The sequence below is a fragment of the Chthoniobacter sp. genome (genome assembly GCF_040003245.1).
Lineage (GTDB): Bacteria > Verrucomicrobiota > Verrucomicrobiia > Chthoniobacterales > Chthoniobacteraceae > Chthoniobacter.
In genome coordinates this window covers 16409-39485 of the sequence record NZ_JBDUCX010000009.1, presented here as the reverse complement: position 1 = coordinate 39485, position 23077 = coordinate 16409, and the positions used below count along the sequence as shown (strand labels likewise).

The following is a 23077-nucleotide window of genomic DNA, read 5'->3' as shown; positions in this document are numbered from 1 at the left end:
TAAATCTCTAAATCCTAAATTCTTATGGCCGTTTCCTCTACCATGCTCGAACTCGGCACGGTTGCGCCGGACTTTTCGCTGCCCGATGTGATCTCGGGAAAGACCGTGCAGCTCGCGGATTTTGCGGAGAAGAAAGCGTTGCTCGTGATGTTCGTCTGCGCGCACTGCCCCTATGTGGTCCACGTGCAGCCCGAACTGACGCGACTGGCGCGTGACTATGCGGGCCAGAGCGTAGGGTTGGTGGCCATCACCGCCAACGACGTCGGTCAGTATCCCCAGGATGCCCCGCAGCCCAGCGCCGCCATGGCCTGCGCCGCAGGATGGACATTCCCCTTTCTCTACGACGAATCGCAGTCCGTCGCGAAAGCATACACCGCCGCCTGCACCCCTGATTTCTTCCTCTTCGATGCGGCGCGCCAGCTCGTCTATCGCGGCCAGCTCGACAGCTCGCGCCCCGGCCGCGGACCGGACCGTCCCGGTGCCGGCGTCCTCAACGGCGCGGACCTCCGCGCGGCCATCGAGGCGGTGCTGGCGGGCCAGCCAGTCAACCCCCAGCAGATGCCCAGCATCGGCTGCAACATCAAGTGGAAGCCCGGCCATGAGCCGGCCTATTTCTAAACTCCGGGGCACGAAAAAACTTTCCGCCCAGCGCCCGGAAGGCTATGCGAATAGCCTGATTCGGAGAGTCTTTCAGGAACGTCATCCTTATGCCTACCACCCTTCCCCCGGCAGTCGTCGCGCTAGTCGCCATTCTGGTCCTCGTTGTGCTGATCATGATGACCTATCGGCTGATCCTGCGCTTCTTTGGCGTGGTCATCATCCGCGAGGATTGCATCGGCATCGTCAATAAGAAGTTCGTCCTCGTCGGCAGCCACAAAACGCTGCCCGATGGCCAGATCATCGCCCTCAATGGCGAGGCCGGCTATCAGGCCGATACCCTCGCGCCCGGGATTCATTTCCTGCTCTGGCCCTGGCAGTACGCGGTCACGCTCCAGAAATTCATCGCGATCAGCGAAGGCAACGTCGGCGTAGTCGAGGCCTCCGGCGGCAATCCCCTGTGCGAAGGTCGCGTGCTCGGCAAGGCGGTCGATTGCGATTCCTTTCAGAGCGTCCGGGCCTTCCTCGAACGCGGGGGCGAGCGCGGCCCGCAAATCGCCATCATCCCGCCGGGTGTCTATCGCATCAATACCATCTTCTTTAGTATCGCGGAAGTCCCGGCCCTCGAGATCGCCGACAACATGGTGGGGATCGTCACCACGAAGGACGGCACGCCTCTCGCCACTGGAGACATCGCTGGCACCGAGATCCCAAACCATCGGATGTTTCAAGACGCCCAGCAGTTCGTCAACGGCGGCGGTTTCAAGGGCCTGCAGGAGCAGGTGCTCCTCGCGGGGCGTTACTTCATCAATCCCCGCTTCGCCACCGTCGAGCTGAAGCCCATGACGGAGGTGCCCATCGCCAATGTCGGCGTGGTCATCGCCTACGTCGGAGCGGCCGGCATCGATCTCTCCGGCGAAGGCTTCAAGCATGGCAATCTCGTTTCGACAGGACAAAAAGGCGTCTGGGCGCAACCGCTCGATCCCGGCAAGTATCCCATCAATCCCTATACGCACCGCGTGGAGTGTGTCCCCACTGCGAACGTCGTCTTGAATTGGGCCACCGGGAAATCCGAGTCCCATAACCTCGACAAGAACCTCAGCACCATCACCGTGCGCTCTTCCGACGGCTTTACCTTCAACCTGGATGTCGCCCAGATCATCCACATTCCCCGCAACGACGCCCCCAAGGTCATCGCCCGCTTCGGCACGGTGGCCAACCTCGTCACCCAGGTTCTCGAACCCACCATCGGCAACTACTTCCGCAACGCCGCCCAGGGGTCCGACGCCATCGAATTCCTCCGCAAGCGGCAGGAACGCCAGGAGAGCGCGCGGGCGGCCATCTCCGCGGCCCTCGCCGACTACAATGTCGGCGCCGTCGATACGCTCATCGGCGATATCGTGCCGCCGGCGGCGTTGATGACCACGCTCACCGACCGGAAGATCGCGGAGCAACAGAAGGTCACCTACGAGACGCAAATGCTCGCCCAGGGCGAACGCCAGAAGCTCGAGCAAGCCACCGCCCTGGCCGCCACGCAGGCGCGGGTGGTCGATGCCGAACGCCAGGTCACCATCGCCGAGTTTTCGGCCCAGGCTTCCGTCAAAAAAGCCGAAGGCGAAGCCAAGTCCAAAACCATCCAGGCCAGCGCCGACGCCCAGGTTCTCAAGACCGTCGGTGACGCGACCGCGGTCAAGACGCTGGCCATCGGCAATGCCGAGGCCGCCGTCACCAAAGCCAAGATCGAGTCCATGGAAGCGGGCAACTACGCCGCCATCCAGGTCGCGCAAGCGCTGTCGCAAAGCGGCTTCCGGCTCGTGCCCGACATCATGGTCGCCGGCGGCGCCAACGGCCAGGGCGGAGGCACCCTCGTGGACGTCCTTTTGGCCAACCTCATCCGCGACCAGGTGCCCAAGTCCGCGCCCGCCGCCCCGGTCCGGCCTCCCTCGCGGCCAGCGCCAGACGCCGACGAGCCGAAGTAGAGCCGGAGGCGCGCGCAGGCGCAGGGTACGTGTCCCGAAGGGACAATGGAAATTAGCCCCGGGTCGAGCGAGTCTGCGAGCGACCACCCGGGGTACATCCCCACCCACGGACACTCCAACCGTCCCGGCGCCAGCCGCATCTCTTCTGCTGATCGATGGAGGATGCGGCCAAGGGCCGGGACGGTTGGAGCTACGCTACTTTTAACGGAACCCCAGGCGGTCGCTCGCAGAACTCGCTCGACCCGGTGCTAATCTCCTTTGACGCCTCCGGCGTCGCCGAGGAAAACTCCGCAACCGCTTTAGGTTTTGCTATCTAAATACCAAAACATATGTTCTCGTGAACATATGTTTCAGCCAAATGCAGTCGCCCCGGGTGGGCGTGGTTCGGCCACCAATCCGCACAACCGCTTCGAGAAACTCGCCATCGAACTGGAACCCGAGGCGTTGGTCGACGAAGATGGTCAGCCCATCCACCCACGCACCCAATTCCTGCGCGACGACTCGCAATCGATCATCAGCTACAACGACTCGCCGGACATCCCCTTCTCCGCGGGGCTGAATCCCTACCGCGGTTGCGAACACGGTTGTGCCTACTGCTTCGCCCGGCCTTATCACGAGTACCTCGGCTTCTCGGCGGGACTCGATTTCGAGACGAAGATCGTGGTCAAGGAGAACGCGCCCGAGCTGCTGCGCGCCGAGCTTTCGCGCAAGAAATGGAAGCCGCAGGTCTTGACCATGAGCGCGATTAGCGACGCCTATCAGCCGGTCGAGCGCCGGCTGCAATTGACCCGGCGCTGCCTGGCCGTGCTCGCGGAGTTTCGCAACCCGGTTGGCATCATCACCAAGAACCACCTCGTCACCCGCGATATCGATTACCTCTCCGAGCTGGCCCGCTACCACGCCGCCACGGTGTCGATCTCGCTCACGTCCCTCGAGCCCGAGCTCGCGAAGACCCTGGAGCCAAGAGCGTCGCCGCCCAGTCGGCGGCTCGCCGCCATCGAGGAGCTCAGCGCCGCCGGCATCCCGGTGAACGTCATGACCGCGCCGATCATCCCCGGCCTGAACGATCACGAACTGCCCGACCTGCTCGCCGCCGCCGCCAAGGCGGGAGCACGCTCCGCCGGCTTCACCGTGCTGCGCCTGCCCTTCGCCGTCGCGCCGCTTTTCACCGAGTGGCTGGACCGCCACGCCCCCGGCCACAAGGACAAGGTCCTGAGCCGCATCCGCTCCATGCGCGGCGGCATACTCTACGACGCCAAATGGGGCGCCCGGATGAAAGGCGAAGGCTTCTTCGCCCAGCAGATCAAGGCGCTCTTCGACCTCAGCTATCGGAGGGCCGGTTTCCCCGACGACATTCCAGAATACGACGTCTCCCATTTCCACGTCCCGACGGATCAGCTTCCGTTGTTCGCGGATTGAGTGGGTGAAACTCAGGCATCGCCACAATGGGCTGATTAAAACGCAGAGACGCAGAGGGGGAAAGAAGCCCAAGTCGAAGGTGAAAATTTTGACCGCGGATGACACGGATTTCACGGATAAATTTGGATAGGTGTGTCGCTCCAAAATATCCGTGCCCATCCGTGTCATCCGTGGTTCCTTCCTCCCCTCTGCGTCTCTGCGTTTTCCCTATCCTGCATTCTGGGGTTCAGCGCAGCTATCGGTCACGGCTCTACCGGATAGATGAATCGCTTTTCCCGAAGCTGGATCTGCGACTTGAACGGGTGCGATTTCCCGCCACGGGCATATTCAACTTCGATCGTCTGTCCCGCGGAGGCTTCGCAAAGGTCATACATGGAATAGACGTTCAATTCCTTGCCCCGCAGTGGTCCCAATTTCAGGATCCGGTCGCCTTTCTGCAGCCCGGCGTCTTCGGCCGGGCCGGGGCGAAGTGCAAAGACCTCACAATGCCCTTTCCGGTAGATGAACAAAGCTTTCATCGCAGCGGCGCTGATCGGCGGCTCTCCGTGCCGGCGCTCAAAGTAGAAACGCTGCACGGCCACGTCATAAACAAAGTTGAAGTGCAGGAGGAAAGACAAGCCCAACACATTCACATTCCTGCCGTCCGAGACAGGAACACCCTTGAGATCGATACCCAAAATGTTGCCTCTCGTGAAAGTCCCGTCGTGGCTGGTGAACGTCCCGGCGGCGGTCACTTCTCCGAGAACGCCGGAATCCGGCTCCGGCGCAATTGCACCGTTGGCCACCAATTTTTCGAAGGTCTCCGTCTGCAGACTGATGCTGCCGTCCGAACCGGTATCGATGTCGGTATTCACCACGATTCCCTCCAACTCGATCCTCACCGTCGGGAGACTATGGTCGCTGATACTCACGGGAAGGAATTTCATCCCGCCGGACTTTTCGCCGGGCAGGAAAGGAGTCACCGATAGCGGCGGCTGATAATTGCGCAGGAAGCGCAGTCTCCCTTGATCATAATTCACTTCCAGCGCGTCCTCCTGCAGGAAATCCAACCCGAGAATTCCACGCACGTCGGTTCCCAGCACCCGCCGAAAAGGAGCACAGTCGAGCGTGATGACCTCCGCCGGAGGAAGCTTCCATCGGCCGACCGCCGTGGGTGGTGATTTCCAAACTTTGGCCTTCAGCTTCCCGCCGATGGCATCGAGGTTTTCCTCCCGGAGATATTCGTGGAGATGGGACTGCAACGAGGAGTCCAGCGCGCGCATGGCAAAGCCTGTATCCAGGATCATGAGGCGCCTCTGGCCGTCGCAATTGACGGGCACGATGATATGCAGCGGCCGCGGGCGAATCTGCTGCTCATAGAGCACCTCCTCCGCAGCGGCGCCCTGGGACGCGGAAGCCAGGAGCCATGAAATCAAGACTGCCAGGAGGGTGAATCCAGAGGGGAACTTGGTCGCATTCATCGAAGCCGTCCGCACGATCGATTATGAAACAAAAGCCCCCGGCGACAAGGTCTAGGTCTTGTGCCACATCCACCCCCTGCACGGCGCCAAGTTCTACGAGAACTGCGCAGCGACTAATCTGAGACCGTATCGACGCTCACGCCGCGACCGCCACCGGAGGCAGCGTGCATTTTACTTCCGTGCCTTGCCCCGAGGTCGTTTCGACCGACAGTTCCGCGCCGATTAGATTCGCGCGGTAGCGCATGGTGTACGAGCCCATGCCTTCGGGGCGCATTTGAATCGCGGAGCCGCCTCCATTGTCCGAAACGCTCATGACCAGTCCCTGCGAATGTTGCGACAGTTTCACGGTGATGCGGGTGGCGTTGGCATGGCGGATCGCGTTGCTCAGCGCCTCCTGCGTGATGCGATAGAGGTGCACGGCGGTCTCGGCGTCCTGGAGCGCAATCTCCGGATCGGCTTCCACACGAATGATGCCGCCGAAAAGCCGGTTCATCGAGGCCGCCAATTCTTGCACGGCGACGGCCACGCTGTCCGCCGAGATCGCCACGGGATAGATGCCCCGCGCCATATTCCGCGCTTCGAGGGTGGCCGCGGACAAGAGCCGCTGGATCTCCGTGGCCAGTCCGATCCGCGGCGAACTGTCGGCCTCCAGGTCGAGCTTCAGGCATTGGGTGGCGCAGTCGAGCGCGGCGAGGGTCTGGCAGACTCCATCGTGCAAATCCTGGCCGATCCGCTGTTGCTCGCGCTCCCCAACCCGCACGATCTCGCGCTCCAATTGCTGGGTCCGCCGGAGCGCCTCAATCGCTTTCTGCGTTTCCTCACGGAAGCTGCGGAACGCGATGCCACAGGCGGCGGCGAAGAGAAACCCACCCAACCGGTTGAAGGCAGACCAGGCGTACCCTCCCATGCCGCGCACGGCGATGCTGTCGTAACTGGCCACGGTACCGATGATCACCGTCGCCATGGCGAAAATGAGCGCCGTCCGGCGGGAAAAATAGAGAGCGACGATGTAGACCGGCAGGCAATAGAAAATATACATGCTGAACTGCCAGGTGGTGAGCAGGTCAATGCCGGCAACAAAGAAAAGGAAGGCAATGGCTTCCGCCATCAGCCGGCGCGGGGGTTGCTGGCCGAGGATTTCGATAAAGCGCGTCAGGCGGTTCACAATGGAGGCAGGGGCGTCCCCAAGCGTATGCCGCGTTTTAACCCAGATTGCAAGGCAGTAGCGCCCCGGCGGGAGCTGGCGGGCGAGGCTAAGGCAGGGCGGCCTTTTTCGGACATCGCGTGTGCTCTCGCCTATGTCCGGAATTCCGCCAACGCGTCCAGCAAGGCAAAGAGCGAGGCGTGGGCGGTCGGCAGGTCGGCGGGGGTTTCGGTGAGTTGCGCGGCGGTCTGCACGAAGCGGCCCGGCGTCAGGTCTTCGGCGGCGACATTCGCCAGGTCCGCCACGTTCACCGCGCCTATCTCGAGGTGGAATTGCAGCCCGACGACGCGATCGCCCCAGACGAAGGCCTGTCGCGGACAGCCGGCGCTCCCGGCCACGAGGCGGGCGCCGGGCGGGACGTCGAAGGTATCCCCGTGCCAGTGCATCACGTTCAAGGACTCGGGGAACTCCGCGAAGAGTCCCGTCCGATCACCAAAGGTCACGGGAAACCAGCCGATCTCCTTCTCGGGATTTTGATACACTTTGCCGCCTAGCACATCGGCCAGTAGTTGCGCGCCCAGGCACATCCCCAGGATCGGCTTGCCCGCATCGATCGCCCGCCGCAGGAATTCCTTTTCCGGCACGAGCCACGGATGATCCCGGTACTGGTAGATATTCATCCCACCGCCCATGATTACGAGCAGGTCGAAGGCGTCGAGGGCGGGCGGCGCTGCGGCGGCATAGAGCGCCGTGCGGGCCAGCGTGTGACCGCGGGCGGCGGCCCAGTCGGCGATCTTCGCGGGGCCTTCGGCGGGCTGATGTTCGAGCGAGTGAATGCGCATGGAAACGTGGTCTCTAATCGCACTTCGCCCGGCACGCAAAAAGAACCGAAGGCGAATGCGACGGTAACAATTCCATAACATCGGGCGGCGATGCTTTGCCCATCGGCCCACGCATGTCGCGGCGGCCACCAAATCAAAAACAGAAAGCTCCCCATCATGAACCAGCACAGAATTCGCAAGGCCTTCACGCTCATCGAAATGCTCGTCGTCATCGCGATCATCGGCATCCTGGCCGGCATCGCCATCCCCATCTACAAGACCGCCATGATGAATGGCAAAATGACCGCCGCGATGGAAAACGCCCGGCAGATCGGCCTCGCCCTGCGCATGTATTCCAATGACTACGATGGCGCCTACCCGGTGAAAAAGAACAGCTACGACGAGGACATCGTGACCTCCAACGACGCTTTCCGCAGTCTCATTCCCACCTACCTCGACAATGAAAAGGTCTTTGCCGTGGGTGTCTCGAAGGCCGGGCCTTCCGCGGACGATCAAACCGAGGACGCCGCGCACATCCTTCAGCCCGGCGAGAATCATTGGGCCTTCATCTCCGGTTTGACCATGACCTCGAAATCGAGCTGGCCGCTCGTCGTCGACCACACGGACGGGACAAGCCACTACACCACCCAGGAAGGCGAGTACGGCGGCACCTGGGGTGGCACGAAGGCGGTGGTCGTCAACACGGACGGCAGCGCCCACATCGCTCCGCTGGCGGGCACCGGCAACCAGCGCTTCATCCCCCGCCCCGATGACAAGACGAAGAACGCGCTCGCCGTGAATGAATACATGGGGGAAACCCCAAAGCTCCTCGAGCCGGCGCGTTGAGCCGCGGTAGCCGCGAAGCCCGGAGATGGATGATCTTCGGGCTTCGCGCGGCATCGATTTTGCAGCAAAAGAACATTGTCCCCCATGACCATTCACGAGATCAGCCCCAAGCAGCTCCGTGCGCTCCTGCTGTTGCTCGTGCTCGTGCCCTTCATCCCGCTGGTCCTCATGCTGCGGTTCATGACCGATGCGCTGGAGGGGGAACGCGACGCCGCGCGCGAGCGGCTCTCCAGCAATGCCCAGCGCGCCCTGAGCAGTGCGACGTTGTCGGTGGAGAAGCATCTCGTGGCGCAGACCGGCCCGGTGCAGCCCGAGGATCTGCGACGCCTCTGCCGCGAGGTCTTCGATCCGACGGTCGATGTCTCCATCCACGACTTCGGCGGCGAACTCGTGGCCGGCCCCGCGCATCCTGCCGGCAAGCTCGTGGCGCAAAGTTCCATCAAGCATCTCGATCAAACCTGGTCGGCCCGCGCCTGGCTGGTGAACGAGTCCGCGCTGCAAGACGAGGTGCGCGACCAGTTCAAGATCTACGCCTGGACCGCGCTGATCGCCGCGGTGGCCATCTGCGCCATCGCCATCGCCGCGGGGCTCACCGTGAACCAACAATTACGCCTGCACGAACTCAAGAATACCTCGGTCGCCACCGTGGCGCATGAGTTGCGCACGCCGCTCGCCACGATGCGCGTGCTCGTCGATACGCTCCGCGAAGGCCGCTATCGCAACCCGGAGCAACTCCGCGAATATCTCGATCTTCTCCACTCCGAAAACCTGCGCCTGAGCCGGCTGACTGAACATTTCCTCACCCATTCGCGGCTGGCCCGCGGGCAGTATCAGTTCGCGTTCGCCTCGGTAGACGTTGAGTCCGTCGTCGATCCCGCGATCAACGCCATGCAGACGAAGCTGGCGGCGCCGGGTTGCACCTTCACCCTCGACCTCGCCAAACCGTTGCCGGAGATGCTGGCCGATCGCGACAGCCTCGTCATCGTTCTCATCAACCTCCTTGAAAACGCGCTCAAGTACAGCGGCGACGAAAAGCGCATCACCCTGCGCGCCCGCCGCGACGACCGGGCGCTTGTCTTCGTCGTGGAAGACAATGGCCTGGGCCTCACCGCCGAACAGCGCACGCAGGTCTTCGAGCCCTTTTACCAGGCGGACCAAAAGCTCTCCCGGTCCCGCTCCGGCTGCGGCCTCGGCTTGAGCATCGTGCGGGCGATCATCACCGCGCATCGCGGGCGGATCGAGATCGCCAGCGAACCGGGCGAAGGCGCCGCCTTCTCCATTCACATTCCCCTCGCCCCCGCATGAGCACCCACCAGGAAACCATCCTGATCATCGAGGACGATCCCGTGATGTTGCGCGGGCTCAAGGACAACTTCGAATTCGAGGGTTACCACGTGCAGACCGCCAGCGATGGCGACGCCGGGCTCAAGCTCGCGCTCGCCTTGCAGCCTGCGCTCATCATCCTCGACCTCATGCTGCCCAAGGTGAACGGCTACGAAGTCTGCCGCTTCCTGCGCGAGGAAAAGCTCGATATGCCGATCATCATGCTTACCGCGAAGGGGCAGGAATCGGATGTCGTGCTCGGCCTCAAGCTGGGTGCCGACGATTACGTGACGAAGCCGTTCAGCATCAAGGAACTGCTCGCCCGGGTGGAGGCTTTCCTGCGCCGCCATCGCCATCAGCAGGGCAGCGTCATCACCTTCGGCGACTGCCGCCTCGACACCGCCGCGCGCCTCCTCGTGCGCGCCGGACAGGACGTGCCGCTCTCGCCCAAGGAATTTGAGTTGCTGGTGTTCCTTGCTACGAATGCGGGCCGCGCGCTGAGCCGTGACCGCATCATGAGCAGCGTGTGGGGTTACGATTGCCGCGTCACGCCGCGCAGCATCGACCGCTTCGTCAACGCGCTGCGCAATAAGATCGAGTTCGATCCCGCGGAGCCGCGCATCCTCAAGACCGTGCGGGAGTTTGGTTATAAGTTTGAGCTGCCAGCAGTCGCGTAACGAAATGTGAGACGGTGTCCTCACAAGTTGTCATCCTGAGCGAAGTCGAAGGACCCCGTCGAACAACCAGTGATCATCTTTGGTAAAGCGACGGGGTTCTTCGACTCCGTTACACTCCGCTCAGAATGACAACCGGTGGGAAGACCCCGATGAAAATCACACGATCCAGTTCCGCAGCGCGAAGTCCTGGCCAAGCAACGGGAACTGGATGGGCGCGGACTCGGGATAGCATTCGAGTTCGATGCCGTGCTGGATCACCTTGATCTGGAACGCCACCGACGGGTCGCCGTTCAGGCCGAGTTCCGCGAGGGGAATGCCCGTCTGGACAACGGTGCCTTTGGCCTCCGCCAGCGGGATACTCACCTGGTGCTCCACCGGCTGATGAAACTGCACGATCAACTCCGCGACGGCCCGTTTGCGCAGGTCGACGCGGATGAAGATCGTGTCCTCGTTGTTGCCAAACTGGATGCGACTGACGAGCCGCTCCGCGCGATACATCGCGCCCTGCTCGCTACCCGGCGAATAGCTTCCCGCGCCGAGCCAGTCGAAAAAGGATTCACCCCCATCGAGCGAGGGCGAGATCAGGCGTTCCGGCACGGAATAGAGTGGCACGGTGCGCCGCGCGGAGATGGGCACATCGAGCGCCGCGGGCGCCACGGCTCCGCAGAGTGTGTAGACGTTGCGCAGGTGCTGACGGAACAGCGAATCGAAGAGCGCGTCGTTGTCCGTGGAGAAATCGGGGCCATACCACCAAAACCAATCGCTCCCCTCGGCAGCGTAGATCTCGCGCAGGGCGGTGGCGTGCTGCGCGGGCGTGAGCGTACCGGCGTCGATCTTCTGCTGGAGAAAGGTGCGCGCTTCGCCCAGTAGATTCCACGCCCGGTTTTCCTCCTCCTCGCCGATCCAAATGTCGAAGTTACTGCCGATCCACGAACCGGTGTGCAGCGTCGTGAGTTGCTTGCGCGGCGGATGATGCCGCAGGTAATCCTCGATGGTGCAGCTATGCAGCCGGCCGCTGTCGTTTTCGATGCCAGCGTAAACGGCGCGCAGAAACCCCTCGCCGCCATCGGCGAAGGTCTCCCAGGCATTTTCGCCGTCGAGAATCAGCGGGATGACGCCCGTGTCCTTCGGCACCAGTTCGGCGATATGGCGCAAATGAAACAGCAGATGGGTCGCCGCGGCTTGCGGATCATTCTTGGCCGCCATGAAGCCGATAAAGTCCGACAGCGGCTTTTCACGAAAGACCGCATTGACCGCCGCGCCGTCGTGCGCCACGCGCCAGCCTTGGAAGAGCTCGAGATGATCGATGGCCCGCCCTTGATAAGCGGGATCACGCTTGAGCGAGTTGAAAAGGTTCTCCTCGTCGCTGCAAAAATACTCGAGGCCGCTGCGCTGCATGAGCGGGATGAGTTCCGGCGCAATCGAGCCTTCGCTGGGCCACAGTCCGCGCGGCGCTTTGCCGAACAACCCCGCGTGCTGCTCGACCGCGAGCGTGAGTTGCGCAGCCGCGTCCTCGGGCCAGCTAAAACGCTGCGGGAACTTTCTCCCCGGCAGGCTGCGCTCGGCGAAGGACGAATCATAGATCAACGGCAGGATCGGATGAAAGAAGGGCGTCGTCGTCAGCTCTACCTGCCCGCGCTCCTCCGCCGCCCGGTACTTGCCGATCAGTGAGCCGAGGATCTCCAGGTGAATGTCGAGGACGCGCTGCTTTTCCTCCTCGGTGAAATTCCGGCCCTTGCGTTTGAGCACGGTGAGCTCGGGATACAACTGCTCCGCGGTGTAGCCGCACCAGGCGAGGTTGAACCACGTCTGTAGATCGAGGAATTCCTGTGTCGAGAAATAGCGCAATCCGCGCCGCACGTCGTCGCGGTAAAAAGTAAGGCCGCGCTTGTTGAGCAACTCCCAGTAACGGGGGAACGGCTTCACGAGGTTGTCCCAGTGGATCTTGAAGAAGTTCTCCAGCAACGCGAATTTCGTCTCGTCGTCGAGAGCGACCGCCGGCATCCGCGCCCAGTCCAGCCACAGGTCGCGGATCCTGCCCTCGGTCAATTCCCTGATCTGGAGCAGCAGCACGGGCGTAAGATTGAAATTCGCCCGCACGTGCGGGAAGTCCTCGATCACCGAAATCATGTCGAGATAGCCCTTTACGGCATGCAGGCGCACCCACGGCATCGTCGCGACCCGCGCGGCGGGGTCGACATAGTACGGCTGGTGCATGTGCCAGAGGAAAACGACGTTGGCCATGACCAAGTGTGCCTAGGATGAAAGCGCCGCACGCGCAATCCCCGAGTGCGGCAGATTCGTGCGCGGGCGGCTGTCCCTGCCCGAGCCGGCTATTTCAATGGTGCTTGCTGGGCGGCCGCTGATCAAGAGCGCTGCCCTGGAGTCCTGGCAGCATCACCGTGGGTGGAACCGTGGAGCCGGGCGCACTTCCCATCGGCCTGGCATTCAGAGGGCTGCTCGAGATTGACGTCGGCGGCTGATACGAGGGAGCCGCCGTATTGAGTTCCGTGGCCGCCTGCTGCGCGAGTTTCATGGGCCAGTCGGCATCGGTCAGAGAATTGGGATCCGCGGCTTTTTTATCGTTGTAGAGCTCAAGGAATCGCTTGTTAAACGGAGAGTTCGCGATGGCGAGTGCCGGAAACATCTTCTTGGCTCTCGTAATGGAGTCGATTGCGGGATGGGGCGTCGCCATGGGCGCTGGCGCGTCCTCGGCCGGTGCATCCTTATGCCCGATGTACGCCGAGATTTTGTCGCGATTGACCCAGCCGGCGCCACCCAGCCCAATAAGAAGAAGCAGAAAGAGCCATTTGTTCATGACAAGGGAGAATCCTGCGATTCATGAACCGCAAAATCACGCAACAGTCAAGGTCGTAAATTTGGCCCTTCGTCGCGCGTCCACACTTCCCCACGACGGCCACTCATCCGTAAGCTTCGTGCCCTTCATGCAGGTCTCGCTCCACACCTCCGCGCTCGCCTCCACGGCCCACGAGGTGATCTTTGCGCCATGGCTTAAACGAGTCGCCGCGCAGGCAGCCACTTCCCGGCGCCTGACCGCCGTCCTCGTCCCGCATCGCGCCGACGCCTATTACCTCAAGTCGCTCGCCCTCTCCAGTCACACAGGGCTTTGGAACTTGCGGTTTCTCACACCCAGCGACGTCCGTAATCACCTCGCCCAACATTTACCGACGGCCCGGCAAATTCCGTTGCGGGAACACTTGCGCCTGCTCCTCGCCACGGCGGCGGAACGGGTCGCGGCGGCCAACAACACCGAGGCCACCGCGTCCGTGGCGGCGGCGCCGGATCAGTTGCTCAAGACCATCGATATGATCGGCCAGGCGGGCTGGGATTTCGCGATGGCCGGCCCGCGCCAGTTGCAGCCCATCGTCGCGGAATTCCGCCGCTTGCTCGCCGACGCGGGATTTCAGTTGGTCCACGATGCGGACCGTGCCGCGCTCACCGCCGCGCGCCGGGCCACCCCGCTCTACCGAGACCTGTTCGTCATCGGCTTTCACGCCTCTCACTGGTCGCTGTGGCCGTTGCTCGAGGCCGCAGTCCGACTCGCAGAAAGCTCCACGGTCTGCCTCATCGAGCCGCGCCATGAAGCGGGGGACCTCGACTCCGCGTGGATTGGCACGTGGGAGGAAACATTCGGCGCCGCGCAACCGATCGCCGCGGAATCGCCAGCCTCCCTGCTCACCGAAGCGCTGCTGCTGCCGGACTCCGCCGCCGCCCGCCTCCAGCGTGAATCCACACCGGTCCAGGAAATCGAATTCCTCGTGGGACTCGATACCGCCGCGCAGGCCAGCGCCATTGCCGCGCGAGCCCTGCAATATCTCGCCGATCCCGCGTGCGAACGCCTGGGCATTCTCTTCCCCGCTCCCGGGGCATTGTCGCGCCGGGTTGCCACCTTGCTCGCTGCAGCCGCGGTCGCGCACGATGACGGGCTCGCATATCAAACACCCGGCCCGCTGGAAAAGGACGCGGATTGGGAAGCGTGGCAGGCCCTCCAGGAAAATCCGCGCGTGCCGGTGCTGCTGCGCTTTCTCCGCGCGCGGGGGGATGCGCCGCTCGCCGGCCTTTCTTACGACGAAGCCGCCTACGAATTACCACGCGCCTTCCAGGAACTGCTGATCGACGACCTCGGGGTGCTGGCGGAATATCTCAGCCGCCAGGCGCGCGAACGGTCGCGCAATTTGGCCGCCGCGCTGCACACCCTGCCGCTGTTGCCTGAGCGCGCCACGCTCGGCGAATTCATCGAGGACACCGACCGGATCTTTCGCGAATGCGGTTGGATCGAGCGCGCCGACTCCCTGTCAGGCTTTGCCGCCGATTGGCGCGACAGCCTCGACCTGCGCGTCTCGCGCCGCACGTGGCTGCGCTGGCTCCAGGAGACGCTCGTCTCGTGGCAGACCCGTCGCGCGGAAGCAGGCAGCCATCCCTACAGCCGCCTGCATCTGCTCCCGTACGCCCAGGCGGATTCCCAAGCGTGGACCCATCTCATCGTCGCCGGGCTCAATGAAGGCCAGTGGCCGCCGCCGCTGGATGAAGCCGGCTTTCTCGGCGAAGAAGAAATCGCCACGCTCAATCAACAGGTCCGCACCCTCAATACCCGCGCCTCCGTCCAGGGCAGCCAGGGTGAGGGCCATGTGGCGGTCCACCCCGGTCGCACGCTGTGCCTCGGCCCAGTACAAAAGCGCGCAATCTTCGAACGACAGTTTCTCAACACGCTGGAGTCGGTAAGGGCGGGCGTCACCGCCACCATGCAATTGCACGACGAAGCCGCGCCGGAACGTCCGCTCAACCCGAGCGAATTCTTCACGCGACTGCACTTCTGCGCGCGCGGCCGGGCGCTGTCGCAGGCAACCCTGGCGTCGCTGCAAGCCGAGACGGCGCGCTGGCTGGGCACCACCTCGCTGTGGAAAGCAACGGTACCCGATCCCGATTCCGCCCGGCAGACCCGCGTCGCCTTCGACGCCCGGCGCGCGGCCGGCCGGCCTTTCGGCGAATATGAGTTCGCCCTGCGCGGCGCTCCTGCGAGCCCTCTCCGCCTCGCGGCCACGGAATGGGAAAATGCCCTCGCTGCTCCCGCCCAACGCTTTCTCGCCTCCGTCCTTGGTGTGAAGGCCAGCAACAACGAGGAGGAGACGCCATGGGCGCTGGCCCAAGGCAGTTGGGTGCATCGCTGGTTGAGCGTCCTGACCGGCGGAGCCGAGCCGCGCACGCTCACTCCCCTCCCCGCGCCCACGGAATTGCGGGATCGTGTGCGCGCCGCCGCGGAGACTTTTCGCGACCGCGTGACCGCTGCGCTATCCGCGCAACACCGCCCCGTGCCCGACTGGTGGCAATCCACCTGGCAACAGGCCGACAGCATCGCGACCCAGCTCGCCGCTCATATCTCCACGGTTCAAGGCCGCACGCACGCCGCCACGGAATGGTCGATCGACAACACGCCGCTCCCGCTCGAAACCGGGGAGCTCTATGTGCGCGGTCGTATCGATCTGCTCCTCAGCACCACCGACTCGCTCGGCGATGTCTGGCTGGTGGATTACAAGACCGGCAAGCGCAAGGCGCTGAAACTCACCGATCTCGCCCTCGGCAATGGCCTCCAGCTCGCGCTCTATGCCCTCGCTCTGCGTGCCGCCGGAGCGCAGCAGGTCGGCTTGAGCCTTCTGGCTCCCGACGCCGTGCTCGATGCGCCCCAACTCCATCTCGCCGAAGTCGACAGCCTCGCCACGCTCTGGCGTGGCCTCTGGCGAATCCAGGAGACCGGCGTCTTCGGAATGATCGGCGCGTTGCGCGATGAATTCGGCTATGGGCAGGACTACCCGCTGGCCACGCTCGCCATCGACGAAGAAATCCTGGCGGAGAAGTGGGCGCTCTCCCATCCCGACTTATTTGCCGCAGAGGACGATTCATGAGCGCGCCGCACGATCAATCGGCCCGCGAGCGCTTCATCGGCGAACTGGAGCGCAATTTCTCCGTCGTCGCCTCCGCCGGCAGCGGCAAGACCCGGGCGATCACCGACCGCATTGTCACGCTCACCCAACACGAGCGCGCGGTCGACTGGCTCCCGTCGCTCGTCGTGGTCACGTACACCAATCGCGCCGCCGCGGAGATGCAGCAACGCGCCCGGCAGAGCATTCTCGAATCCGGCGTGAAGCTGGAGGTGCTCAATGCTTTCAACCGCGCCTTCTTCGGCACCATTCACAGCTTGTGCCTCAAGCTCCTGCGCCAGCACGGCCACTACCTCGGCCTGCCCGCGCAGCTCGAGCACCTCGACGAGAACAACGACGCGGCGCTGTGGACGGAGTTTGTGCAAAGCTCCACGGCCATCGGTGTGCAACTCGACGCCGCGCAACGGCAGGCCCTGCTGCGGCTCACTCCCGCGCCCAAGGTGCTGGACCTGGGGCGCTGGGGGCATGTGCCCGAAACCGTCCCATCGCCCGGGCCATTCCCCGCCTTCGATTTCAGCGGGGTTTATCAATTCGTGCCCAATCACAAGGGCTCTCTCGGCACGGCCGCCCGCGCCCGGGAAGCACTCACCCGCTGGGAAACCGCGTGGCAGGGAGACGGTTTCGTGGGTTCGTTTCCCGACTGCGAATGCAAACCGCTGCGCCCGACTTGGGAAGCCGCGCTGGCCCCAATCACTCAATGGCGGCAACGCGCCGCCCTGTGCGTCGCCGCGGAAATTTCGCAAGCATATCGCGCCTTCCGACTCAGCCGCGGTGTCATGACCTTCGGCGACCAGGTCGCGCTCGCCGCGGAACTGCTCCGGCATCCGGAGGCGGCCCGCCGCATTCGCGCCAAGCAATACCGAGTGATCCTCGACGAGGCGCAGGATACCGATCCCACGCAGTTCAATGTGCTGCTCGAAATCGCCCGCCCGCCCGAGGCCACCGGCTCGTGGCCGCAGGTAGAGTCGGCCCCGCCCAACCCCGGCCACTTCTGCATGGTTGGCGATTTCCAACAGTCAATCTACGGCGCGCGTGCCGACCTCGCGCATTATCGGCGCATCCACGACGCTCTCCTGCGCACGGGCGCGGGCGAAGAACTCACCTTCTCCGTCACCTTCCGCCTCGATGAGGCGGCCGTCGCCTTCGCCAATGCCGTCTTTCCTCTCGTCCTCCACGGGGAGGAACGCCAGGTGGGATTTGTGCATCTTCACCCCCGACCCACGGTGTTTCCGGGGCAGATCGTGCGCTTCGATCCAGCTCCCAAGGCCGAAGACATCGCCGACCGGAAAAACTGGCAGAAGATGTATTGGGAAGCGGACAAGCTCGCCCGCTGGCTGCGCGACGCCGGGCTCGAGAAGTTGCGCGCCTCGTCGTGGCGCGAGGTCGCCGTGCTCTGCCCGCGCACCCGCTGGCTGGCGCCGATTCGCAACGCGTTGCGGGCCGTGGGACTGGAGGCGCAGGTGCAATCCGAGCGCGCGATCAAGGGCGACAGCCCGGCCTACGCGTGGTTCACGGCACTTGCCGCCGTCCTCACCGAGCCGCGCAACGCCTATGAAATCGTCGGTGTGCTGCGCGAGGTCTTCGGGCTTTCCGATCATGACCTGGCGATGTTTTCCGAGGGATTCGGCGATCGTTTTCATCTCAGCGCTCCGACTGGTCGCGGCGGGCCGGTCGCGGAAAAGATCAATCTGCTGGCCACACTGCGCGAGCAGATCCGGTCGCTGCCGCTTTTCTCCGCGCTGGAGGAAATGGTCCGTGCCACGCAATTGCGCGAGCGCCTGCGATCGCTTCCCGCAGATCGATTCGAGGGCCTCGATCACGAGCTGGACGAATTGCTCACCCAAGCCGCGGTCGCCGAGTCCTCGAAAGCCACGCTGGAGAGCTTCGCGGCGGAGTTGCAGACCGGGTTTCACTCGCCACGCGATGTCCGTGGCGCCCGACCCGATGCGGTGCAGATCATTTCCGGGCACAAATCGAAGGGCTCGGAATGGGACGCGGTAATCGTCCCCTATTTCGCGCGCGGCATCACCGTCCGGCGTCCGCCCTACCCGCGTCTCCTGCGTGACCCGCGCACGGCGGCCATGATCGCCGCGCTCGACGGCAGCGATATCGACACCGATCTCAAGACCGTCCTCGATCTGCAGGACCAGCAGGAACTTGAACGCCTGCTCTATGTGGCCCTTACACGGGCCAAACACACCCTCGTGATCGTCGACGACCGCACGCTCTTCGCCGGGCAGAAAGGCTTGCAGTCCAAGGCGCAAGCGCGGCTCCTCCGGTGCGCCAGCGGGGATAGCAATGCCGCCGCTTTCGAAGGTCTGCCCGCCGCTCTGACCGCGTGTGCGACGACGGCGCAAAGCCATGCGGAGAAGGCGGCCCGGCGTTCGCAGGAAGCGATCGTTCCGCTGGAAAAACTCGCGAGCAAGACCTTGCCGCGCGCTCGCGAACGCGCGGCCCTTTTCCTGAAGCGCAATCCCAGCGCCCTCGCCGAAGCAGCCCTGACGGAGGCCGATTCGGCAGCGTTTGCCGAACTCGCGCGGCGCGCCTCCGGGGCGCCCAATGCCGGCCAGCGTTACGGCACCTGGTGGCACGGTTTCGTCGAGGGACTCGACTGGTCCGCTTCCTCCGCCGATTGGGATGTGATCTTTGATGTTCACGTCGCCGACTCCCCCGACCCCGAGCGCTCGCAACGCGAATGGAAGCTGTTGCGCACGCAACTCGCCAAGGGCTCCGACCTCACCCGCTTCCTGACCGCGCCCGGTATCCTCGCTCACGCCGAGATGCCGTTCCTCTGGGCGATGAGTGAGCGCGAATGCCTCGACGGCATCATCGACCTCGCCACCTACGATCGCGCCGCGAACCGCTGGACCATTCTCGATTGGAAGACCAATCGTGTCCCCTCCGCCGGCGTCGCTGCGTTGCGCGTCCACTACCTGCCGCAGCTCAGCGCCTATTGGAAAGCCGCCTCGGAAATGCTGCACGCGCCCATTGCCGCAGGTCTCTACTCCACCCAGACCGGCCAATGGCTGCCCTATGAGGAAGCCGAACTCGCCGCAACTTGGGAAACCCTGCGCCAAAGCTCCACCGCCCTCTCTCAGGCGCTCGAAGATGACCGGGGAGATTGAGGCCTCCGCGCCATCGATGGACAGGCATTGCCAAACGCCGCGTCCTCGCGTTCCATTCGCGGCATGACTGATGAAATGATCCTGGTGGTGCGCCGTGCGCTCTTCGATGAGCTCGGCGCCTTCCAAGGCCTGAATTTTGAAATCGACCGTTACCTCCCCGCACTGCTCGCCCGCGAGAACAACTTCTTCACTCCGCGCCCCCCGGCGGAGACGAATCCGGAGCTCAAGCAGATCATCCCTTACGTGCTCCTCGTGCATGAAGGCCGTGTCCTCCACTATGTGCGCGGCAAAAAGGCCGGCGAGCAACGGCTCGTCGCCAAGGGCAGCATCGGCATCGGCGGACATATGAATGATCATGACGAAGGACTCTTCGCTCTCGATCGCGCGGCTTATGATGCGGCGGTGCAACGCGAGGTAGGCGAGGAACTGAAGCTCGGGGCGCGCTATAGCAACCACGCGGTCGCGTTGCTCAACGACGACTCGAACGAAGTGGGCAAGGTGCATCTCGGCGTGGTCCATGTCTTCCAGCTCGAAACGCCCGACGTGCAGAAGGGCGAAGCGATGATCACCGAACTGCAGTTCCTTGACCGCGCCCAGTTGACCGCCCGCCGCGACACGATGGAAAGCTGGTCGCAAATCTGTTTCGACCGTCTGGACGAATTGCTCGCCGCCACCCGCTAGCCCCCCATTCTATGGAAGTCTTTTCCCGCATCCTGCAAGGAGCCGTCGCCGCCGGCGCCTCAGACATCCATCTCAAGGTAAACAGTCCGGTCGTCTTCCGTGTGAGCGGTGAACTCGTGCCCGTGGAAGCGCCCCTGCCCACCACCGAGTGGTTCAACACGATCCTGGCGAAGATCGTGCCGGAGCATCTGCGCCCGCAATTGGAACACGACCACGAAATCGATTTCGCCTACATGCTGGCCGGTGCCGGACGGTTCCGGGTGAATGTGTTTCAGCAGCGCAGCACCTATGTCATGGCCCTGCGGGCCGTTAAAGCGCAGGTGCGATTGTTCCAGGAACTGCATCTTCCGCCCGTCTTCGCCCATATCGCCGAGGCCCACCGCGGCATCGTGCTGGTCACCGGGGCGACCGGTTCCGGCAAATCGACCACACTCGCCGCGATGGTCGAGCACATCAATATCACCGCGAAAAAGCACATCATCACACTCGAGGATCCCATCGAGTACCTTTTCGACGACAAACAATCGGTGATCGAGCAGCGCGAAGTGGGCATTGATACGACCAGCTTTTCTTCCGGCCTCAAAAACGTCCTCCGCCAGGATCCCGATGTGATTGTCATCGGCGAAATGCGCGACAGTGCCAGCGTGATGGCGGCCATCAGCGCGGCCAACATCGGCCATCTGGTCATCGCCACGCTGCATACCGTGGATGCCGCCAAATCGGTGCAACGCATCCTCGAATTCTTTCCCGGCTCCGATCGCGAGACGACCCGCCAGCAATTGGCGACGACGCTGCACGCCGTCATTTGCCAGCGGCTCGTGGGCACTCCGGCCGGCGCGATCATCCCGGCGGTGGAAGTGATGCTCAACACCGCCTCGGTCTCGAAATTGATCCATGGTGGCAATCTCGAGAAGCTGTCCGCGGCCATCGAGCTCGGCACGGGCGACGGCATGCAGACCTTCGACCAGGCCCTCTACGACCTGGTCAAGAGCGGCACCATCTCGCAGGAAGAAGCACTGGCGAATTCCCCCACTCCGGAAGCCCTGAAGATGCGCTTCCAAGGCGTCATCCTCAGCGAAAGCCGCCGCATCCTCAGCGCCCGCGGGTAGCGCGGTTGAGCAATCAGGTAGTTGAAAGAGAGCGCTCCCCGGATCCTACGCCACTGCCCGGTCGTCGCCCGGCGTCGATTTCCGCTCGCTGGAAAAATCCACATCCATGCCATGGGCGCGCAGGGCCGCCAGGCAGATCGCCACCGGGGCGGATTTCGAACATGACTCTTCCCGCTCGCCAAAAGAGGCGTACCACAGGCCGCTTTCACAGCGGACGTGCATGGGCTCGACCTGCGGGCTGATGCGCTCGACCACTTCCCAAGCGAGTGCCAGTTCCGAGGAATAGGCCCGAAACTCCTGCACTTCCTTGAGGGCCGTATTGGCCCGCGCATCCTCGGGAATGAAAAGCTGGAAATACGGATCCCGCATGGCCTCCAGCGCCTCCTCGATGGACTCGAAGCGCAGGCACGCGTGCTCTTCCTCCCAGAAGACCTGGGGGGTCTCCTTGGTTAAATACTTTCCAACCAGTGCATCCAGTTCCTTCAAGCTCGCTACGCGCAGCTTGAGATGGGCGTCATCTTTCCTCATGGGCAATATCTCCTTTGGCTGGGTCATCGCTTAAACTGAAGGAGGCTATATTTCAAAAGAAATAATCAGGTGACAGTGCGTTTTCTTAGCGGCGGCTCATGCGGAAAAACAGCCAGCCCCCTCCACCAATGCACAGGATATTCGGCAGCCACATCAGGAATTCAGGGTGCCAACTGGCATTCTCGCGGACGCTGTTGGCAATGATGATGAAGAAGAAATAGGTCACCGCGACGCCAAGGCTGAGCAGAAAACCGATTGATGTCTCCTTGCGGTGCGCCGTGATGGCCAAGGGCACTCCGATCAAGGCGAAGGCAAATGAAGCGAGGGAAAAGGAGTAGCGTTTGCTCATCTCGGTACGGGTGGCCGACGCCTCTTCGCTGCGCTCCTTTTCGGTCATGTGCGCCTGCTTTTCCTCGTTATTCAATCGCTCAAGCAACTCACCCGTGGTCATCCCGCCCATGCCCTTACCCCTTTTCTTGTCGTGCAGTTCCTCCAGTGAAATCGGGAGGGTGCTCTCCTGCATGGTGATGCCCTGCTTGATCTTGAGAATATTGTCCACGTCGTCGTCGTCCCGCGCCTCGTAACGGGCGTCGAAAATGTGCAGCAGGATCTCCTTCTTCTCGTGGTCCGTCTCCAGCAGCCCGCGGTGGGCGAAAATCACCTTGATGAGCTGGTTGTCCTCGCTGACCTCGTAGACGAGCAGGTTCGAGAGCTCGGGTCCTTTGCTGCTCTCGACGTAGATTTTCTTGCTTGGAAAAGCGTCGATGACCTTGTCGGCGCCAAACATCGCCATCGGGTTGCTGGTGGCGATGTTGTAGAGGGCTTCCTTCATCTTCGCCTGCGCGCGCGGGGCGACGTCGATGTTGATCCAGAAACAAGTCCCTACGCAAATCAGCGAGAGGAAAAGGACCGGGTAGCAGATGCGCGGGATGCTCACGCCGTTGGCGCGAAAGGCGATCAATTCGTTTTCCGCCGACATTTTGCCAAAGACCAGCAACACCGCGGTGAGGAATCCCCACGGGATGGTGAAGGCGAGGGAGAACGGCAGGATGTAGGCGAGAAAGCTGAGGATCAGTTCGATGGGCGTATCGTTCTTCACCATCAGCTCGAGAAGCTGCTTGAAGATATTGCCCAGCACGAGGACCACACTGAGCACAGCCACGGCGAGAGAGGAGGAAAGCAGCAGTTGCCCGCCGACGTAACGATCAATTAATTTCACAGACAATTCATTCTTTGTGGCGACAACCGCGATGGCAAGCAGTTTGCCCGACGGACGTTGCGGCGGCGGGGCGCGGAGCCTGGGCGCGGCGGCGGGAGGCTGCAAGGGGATCTCCGGGTGGGTTTGCAAATGGACGGGTGAGAGGAGCAGGGAAAATTTACCGGTGGGATCCAGTGGGATCGGGTGGGATTT

General features: G+C 63.1%; 17 protein-coding genes. 10 read left to right on the top strand and 7 right to left on the bottom strand.

Annotated elements, in window-relative coordinates:
* Nucleotides 1-24 precede the first annotated feature (24 nt).
* The 3 genes from ABJF10_RS02355 (at nucleotide 25) to ABJF10_RS02345 (ending at nucleotide 3995) form a co-directional block, all read left to right on the top strand.
* Nucleotides 25-618, top strand: a complete 594-nt coding sequence (locus ABJF10_RS02355; protein ID WP_348542907.1) for a thioredoxin family protein — start codon at nucleotides 25-27, stop codon at nucleotides 616-618.
* A gap of 89 nt (nucleotides 619-707) precedes the next feature.
* Complete coding sequence (locus tag ABJF10_RS02350) at nucleotides 708-2576, top strand: SPFH domain-containing protein (protein ID WP_348542906.1); 1869 nt, start codon at nucleotides 708-710, stop codon at nucleotides 2574-2576.
* A 345-nt stretch (nucleotides 2577-2921) separates the two neighbouring features.
* Entirely contained in the window at nucleotides 2922-3995 is a 1074-nt protein-coding gene (locus tag ABJF10_RS02345; RefSeq protein WP_348542905.1) for a PA0069 family radical SAM protein, read from the top strand.
* A gap of 242 nt (nucleotides 3996-4237) precedes the next feature.
* Here the strand turns inward: ABJF10_RS02345 and ABJF10_RS02340 are convergent, their stop codons facing one another.
* From ABJF10_RS02340 to ABJF10_RS02330, 3 genes are all read right to left on the bottom strand, one after another.
* Nucleotides 4238-5410 carry a hypothetical protein gene (locus ABJF10_RS02340; protein WP_348542904.1) on the bottom strand — a complete coding sequence of 391 codons (1173 nt, stop codon included), beginning with the start codon at nucleotides 5408-5410 and terminating at the stop codon, nucleotides 4238-4240.
* A 181-nt stretch (nucleotides 5411-5591) separates the two neighbouring features.
* The gene (locus ABJF10_RS02335) at nucleotides 5592-6620 is read right to left on the bottom strand and encodes a sensor histidine kinase (protein ID WP_348542903.1); all 1029 of its coding nucleotides are present in this window, start codon (nucleotides 6618-6620) and stop codon (nucleotides 5592-5594) included.
* Between the two features lie 131 nt (nucleotides 6621-6751).
* On the bottom strand, nucleotides 6752-7441 hold the full coding sequence (locus ABJF10_RS02330; RefSeq protein ID WP_348542902.1) for a type 1 glutamine amidotransferase: 690 nt from the start codon (nucleotides 7439-7441) through the stop codon (nucleotides 6752-6754).
* A gap of 156 nt (nucleotides 7442-7597) precedes the next feature.
* Between ABJF10_RS02330 and ABJF10_RS02325 the strand changes: the two genes are divergently transcribed.
* From ABJF10_RS02325 to ABJF10_RS02315, 3 genes are all read left to right on the top strand, one after another.
* Nucleotides 7598-8266, top strand: coding sequence for a prepilin-type N-terminal cleavage/methylation domain-containing protein (locus ABJF10_RS02325; protein WP_348542901.1), 669 nt, complete (start codon nucleotides 7598-7600; stop codon nucleotides 8264-8266).
* A gap of 84 nt (nucleotides 8267-8350) precedes the next feature.
* Nucleotides 8351-9571 carry an ATP-binding protein gene (locus ABJF10_RS02320; protein WP_348542900.1) on the top strand — a complete coding sequence of 407 codons (1221 nt, stop codon included), beginning with the start codon at nucleotides 8351-8353 and terminating at the stop codon, nucleotides 9569-9571.
* On the top strand, nucleotides 9568-10266 hold the full coding sequence (locus tag ABJF10_RS02315; protein WP_348542899.1) for a response regulator transcription factor: 699 nt from the start codon (nucleotides 9568-9570) through the stop codon (nucleotides 10264-10266). The genes ABJF10_RS02320 and ABJF10_RS02315 overlap by 4 nt, the downstream gene beginning before the upstream one ends.
* Before the next feature lie 156 nt (nucleotides 10267-10422).
* On the opposite strand, the gene ABJF10_RS02310 is transcribed toward ABJF10_RS02315, so the two are convergent.
* Together ABJF10_RS02310 and ABJF10_RS02305 are read right to left on the bottom strand one after the other, a co-directional pair.
* Complete coding sequence (locus ABJF10_RS02310) at nucleotides 10423-12510, bottom strand: glycoside hydrolase family 57 protein (protein WP_348542898.1); 2088 nt, start codon at nucleotides 12508-12510, stop codon at nucleotides 10423-10425.
* Between the two features lie 94 nt (nucleotides 12511-12604).
* Complete coding sequence (locus tag ABJF10_RS02305) at nucleotides 12605-13084, bottom strand: hypothetical protein (RefSeq protein ID WP_348542897.1); 480 nt, start codon at nucleotides 13082-13084, stop codon at nucleotides 12605-12607.
* Between the two features lie 127 nt (nucleotides 13085-13211).
* Here ABJF10_RS02305 and ABJF10_RS02300 point away from each other — a divergent pair, with 127 nt between their 5' ends.
* The 4 genes from ABJF10_RS02300 (at nucleotide 13212) to ABJF10_RS02285 (ending at nucleotide 21138) form a co-directional block, all read left to right on the top strand.
* Nucleotides 13212-16187 carry a PD-(D/E)XK nuclease family protein gene (locus tag ABJF10_RS02300; RefSeq protein WP_348542896.1) on the top strand — a complete coding sequence of 992 codons (2976 nt, stop codon included), beginning with the start codon at nucleotides 13212-13214 and terminating at the stop codon, nucleotides 16185-16187.
* Nucleotides 16184-19348: a UvrD-helicase domain-containing protein gene (locus ABJF10_RS02295; protein ID WP_348542895.1), complete on the top strand. Its 3165-nt coding sequence runs from the start codon at nucleotides 16184-16186 to the stop codon at nucleotides 19346-19348. Before ABJF10_RS02300 ends, ABJF10_RS02295 begins: the two co-directional genes overlap by 4 nt.
* Nucleotides 19349-19411: 63 nt before the next feature.
* A complete protein-coding gene (locus ABJF10_RS02290) occupies nucleotides 19412-20029 on the top strand; it encodes a hypothetical protein (RefSeq protein ID WP_348542894.1) in 618 nt (205 codons plus the stop codon).
* An 11-nt stretch (nucleotides 20030-20040) separates the two neighbouring features.
* Nucleotides 20041-21138: a PilT/PilU family type 4a pilus ATPase gene (locus tag ABJF10_RS02285; RefSeq protein ID WP_348542893.1), complete on the top strand. Its 1098-nt coding sequence runs from the start codon at nucleotides 20041-20043 to the stop codon at nucleotides 21136-21138.
* A gap of 45 nt (nucleotides 21139-21183) precedes the next feature.
* On the opposite strand, the gene ABJF10_RS02280 is transcribed toward ABJF10_RS02285, so the two are convergent.
* Both ABJF10_RS02280 and ABJF10_RS02275 read right to left on the bottom strand, forming a co-directional pair.
* Nucleotides 21184-21666 (bottom strand): hypothetical protein, encoded by a 483-nt coding sequence (locus ABJF10_RS02280; RefSeq protein ID WP_348542892.1) that lies wholly within the window; start codon nucleotides 21664-21666, stop codon nucleotides 21184-21186.
* Nucleotides 21667-21751: 85 nt separating this feature from the next.
* Nucleotides 21752-22885, bottom strand: a complete 1134-nt coding sequence (locus ABJF10_RS02275; RefSeq protein ID WP_348542891.1) for an LptF/LptG family permease — start codon at nucleotides 22883-22885, stop codon at nucleotides 21752-21754.
* Nucleotides 22886-23077: the final 192 nt, after the last annotated feature.

Excerpts from the sequence above, each read along its gene's own strand:
- ABJF10_RS02355 (WP_348542907.1), top strand. The coding sequence starts at position 25 with ATGGCCGTTTCCTCTACCATGCTCGAACTCGGCACGGTTGCGCCGGAC.
- ABJF10_RS02350 (WP_348542906.1), top strand. The coding sequence starts at position 708 with ATGCCTACCACCCTTCCCCCGGCAGTCGTCGCGCTAGTCGCCATTCTG.
- ABJF10_RS02345 (WP_348542905.1), top strand. The coding sequence starts at position 2,922 with ATGTTTCAGCCAAATGCAGTCGCCCCGGGTGGGCGTGGTTCGGCCACC.
- ABJF10_RS02330 (WP_348542902.1), bottom strand. The coding sequence starts at position 7,441 with ATGCGCATTCACTCGCTCGAACATCAGCCCGCCGAAGGCCCCGCGAAG.
- ABJF10_RS02325 (WP_348542901.1), top strand. The coding sequence starts at position 7,598 with ATGAACCAGCACAGAATTCGCAAGGCCTTCACGCTCATCGAAATGCTC.
- ABJF10_RS02320 (WP_348542900.1), top strand. The coding sequence starts at position 8,351 with ATGACCATTCACGAGATCAGCCCCAAGCAGCTCCGTGCGCTCCTGCTG.
- ABJF10_RS02315 (WP_348542899.1), top strand. The coding sequence starts at position 9,568 with ATGAGCACCCACCAGGAAACCATCCTGATCATCGAGGACGATCCCGTG.
- ABJF10_RS02310 (WP_348542898.1), bottom strand. The coding sequence starts at position 12,510 with ATGGCCAACGTCGTTTTCCTCTGGCACATGCACCAGCCGTACTATGTC.
- ABJF10_RS02305 (WP_348542897.1), bottom strand. The coding sequence starts at position 13,084 with ATGAACAAATGGCTCTTTCTGCTTCTTCTTATTGGGCTGGGTGGCGCC.
- ABJF10_RS02300 (WP_348542896.1), top strand. The coding sequence starts at position 13,212 with ATGCAGGTCTCGCTCCACACCTCCGCGCTCGCCTCCACGGCCCACGAG.
- ABJF10_RS02295 (WP_348542895.1), top strand. The coding sequence starts at position 16,184 with ATGAGCGCGCCGCACGATCAATCGGCCCGCGAGCGCTTCATCGGCGAA.
- ABJF10_RS02290 (WP_348542894.1), top strand. The coding sequence starts at position 19,412 with ATGACTGATGAAATGATCCTGGTGGTGCGCCGTGCGCTCTTCGATGAG.
- ABJF10_RS02285 (WP_348542893.1), top strand. The coding sequence starts at position 20,041 with ATGGAAGTCTTTTCCCGCATCCTGCAAGGAGCCGTCGCCGCCGGCGCC.
- ABJF10_RS02280 (WP_348542892.1), bottom strand. The coding sequence starts at position 21,666 with ATGAGGAAAGATGACGCCCATCTCAAGCTGCGCGTAGCGAGCTTGAAG.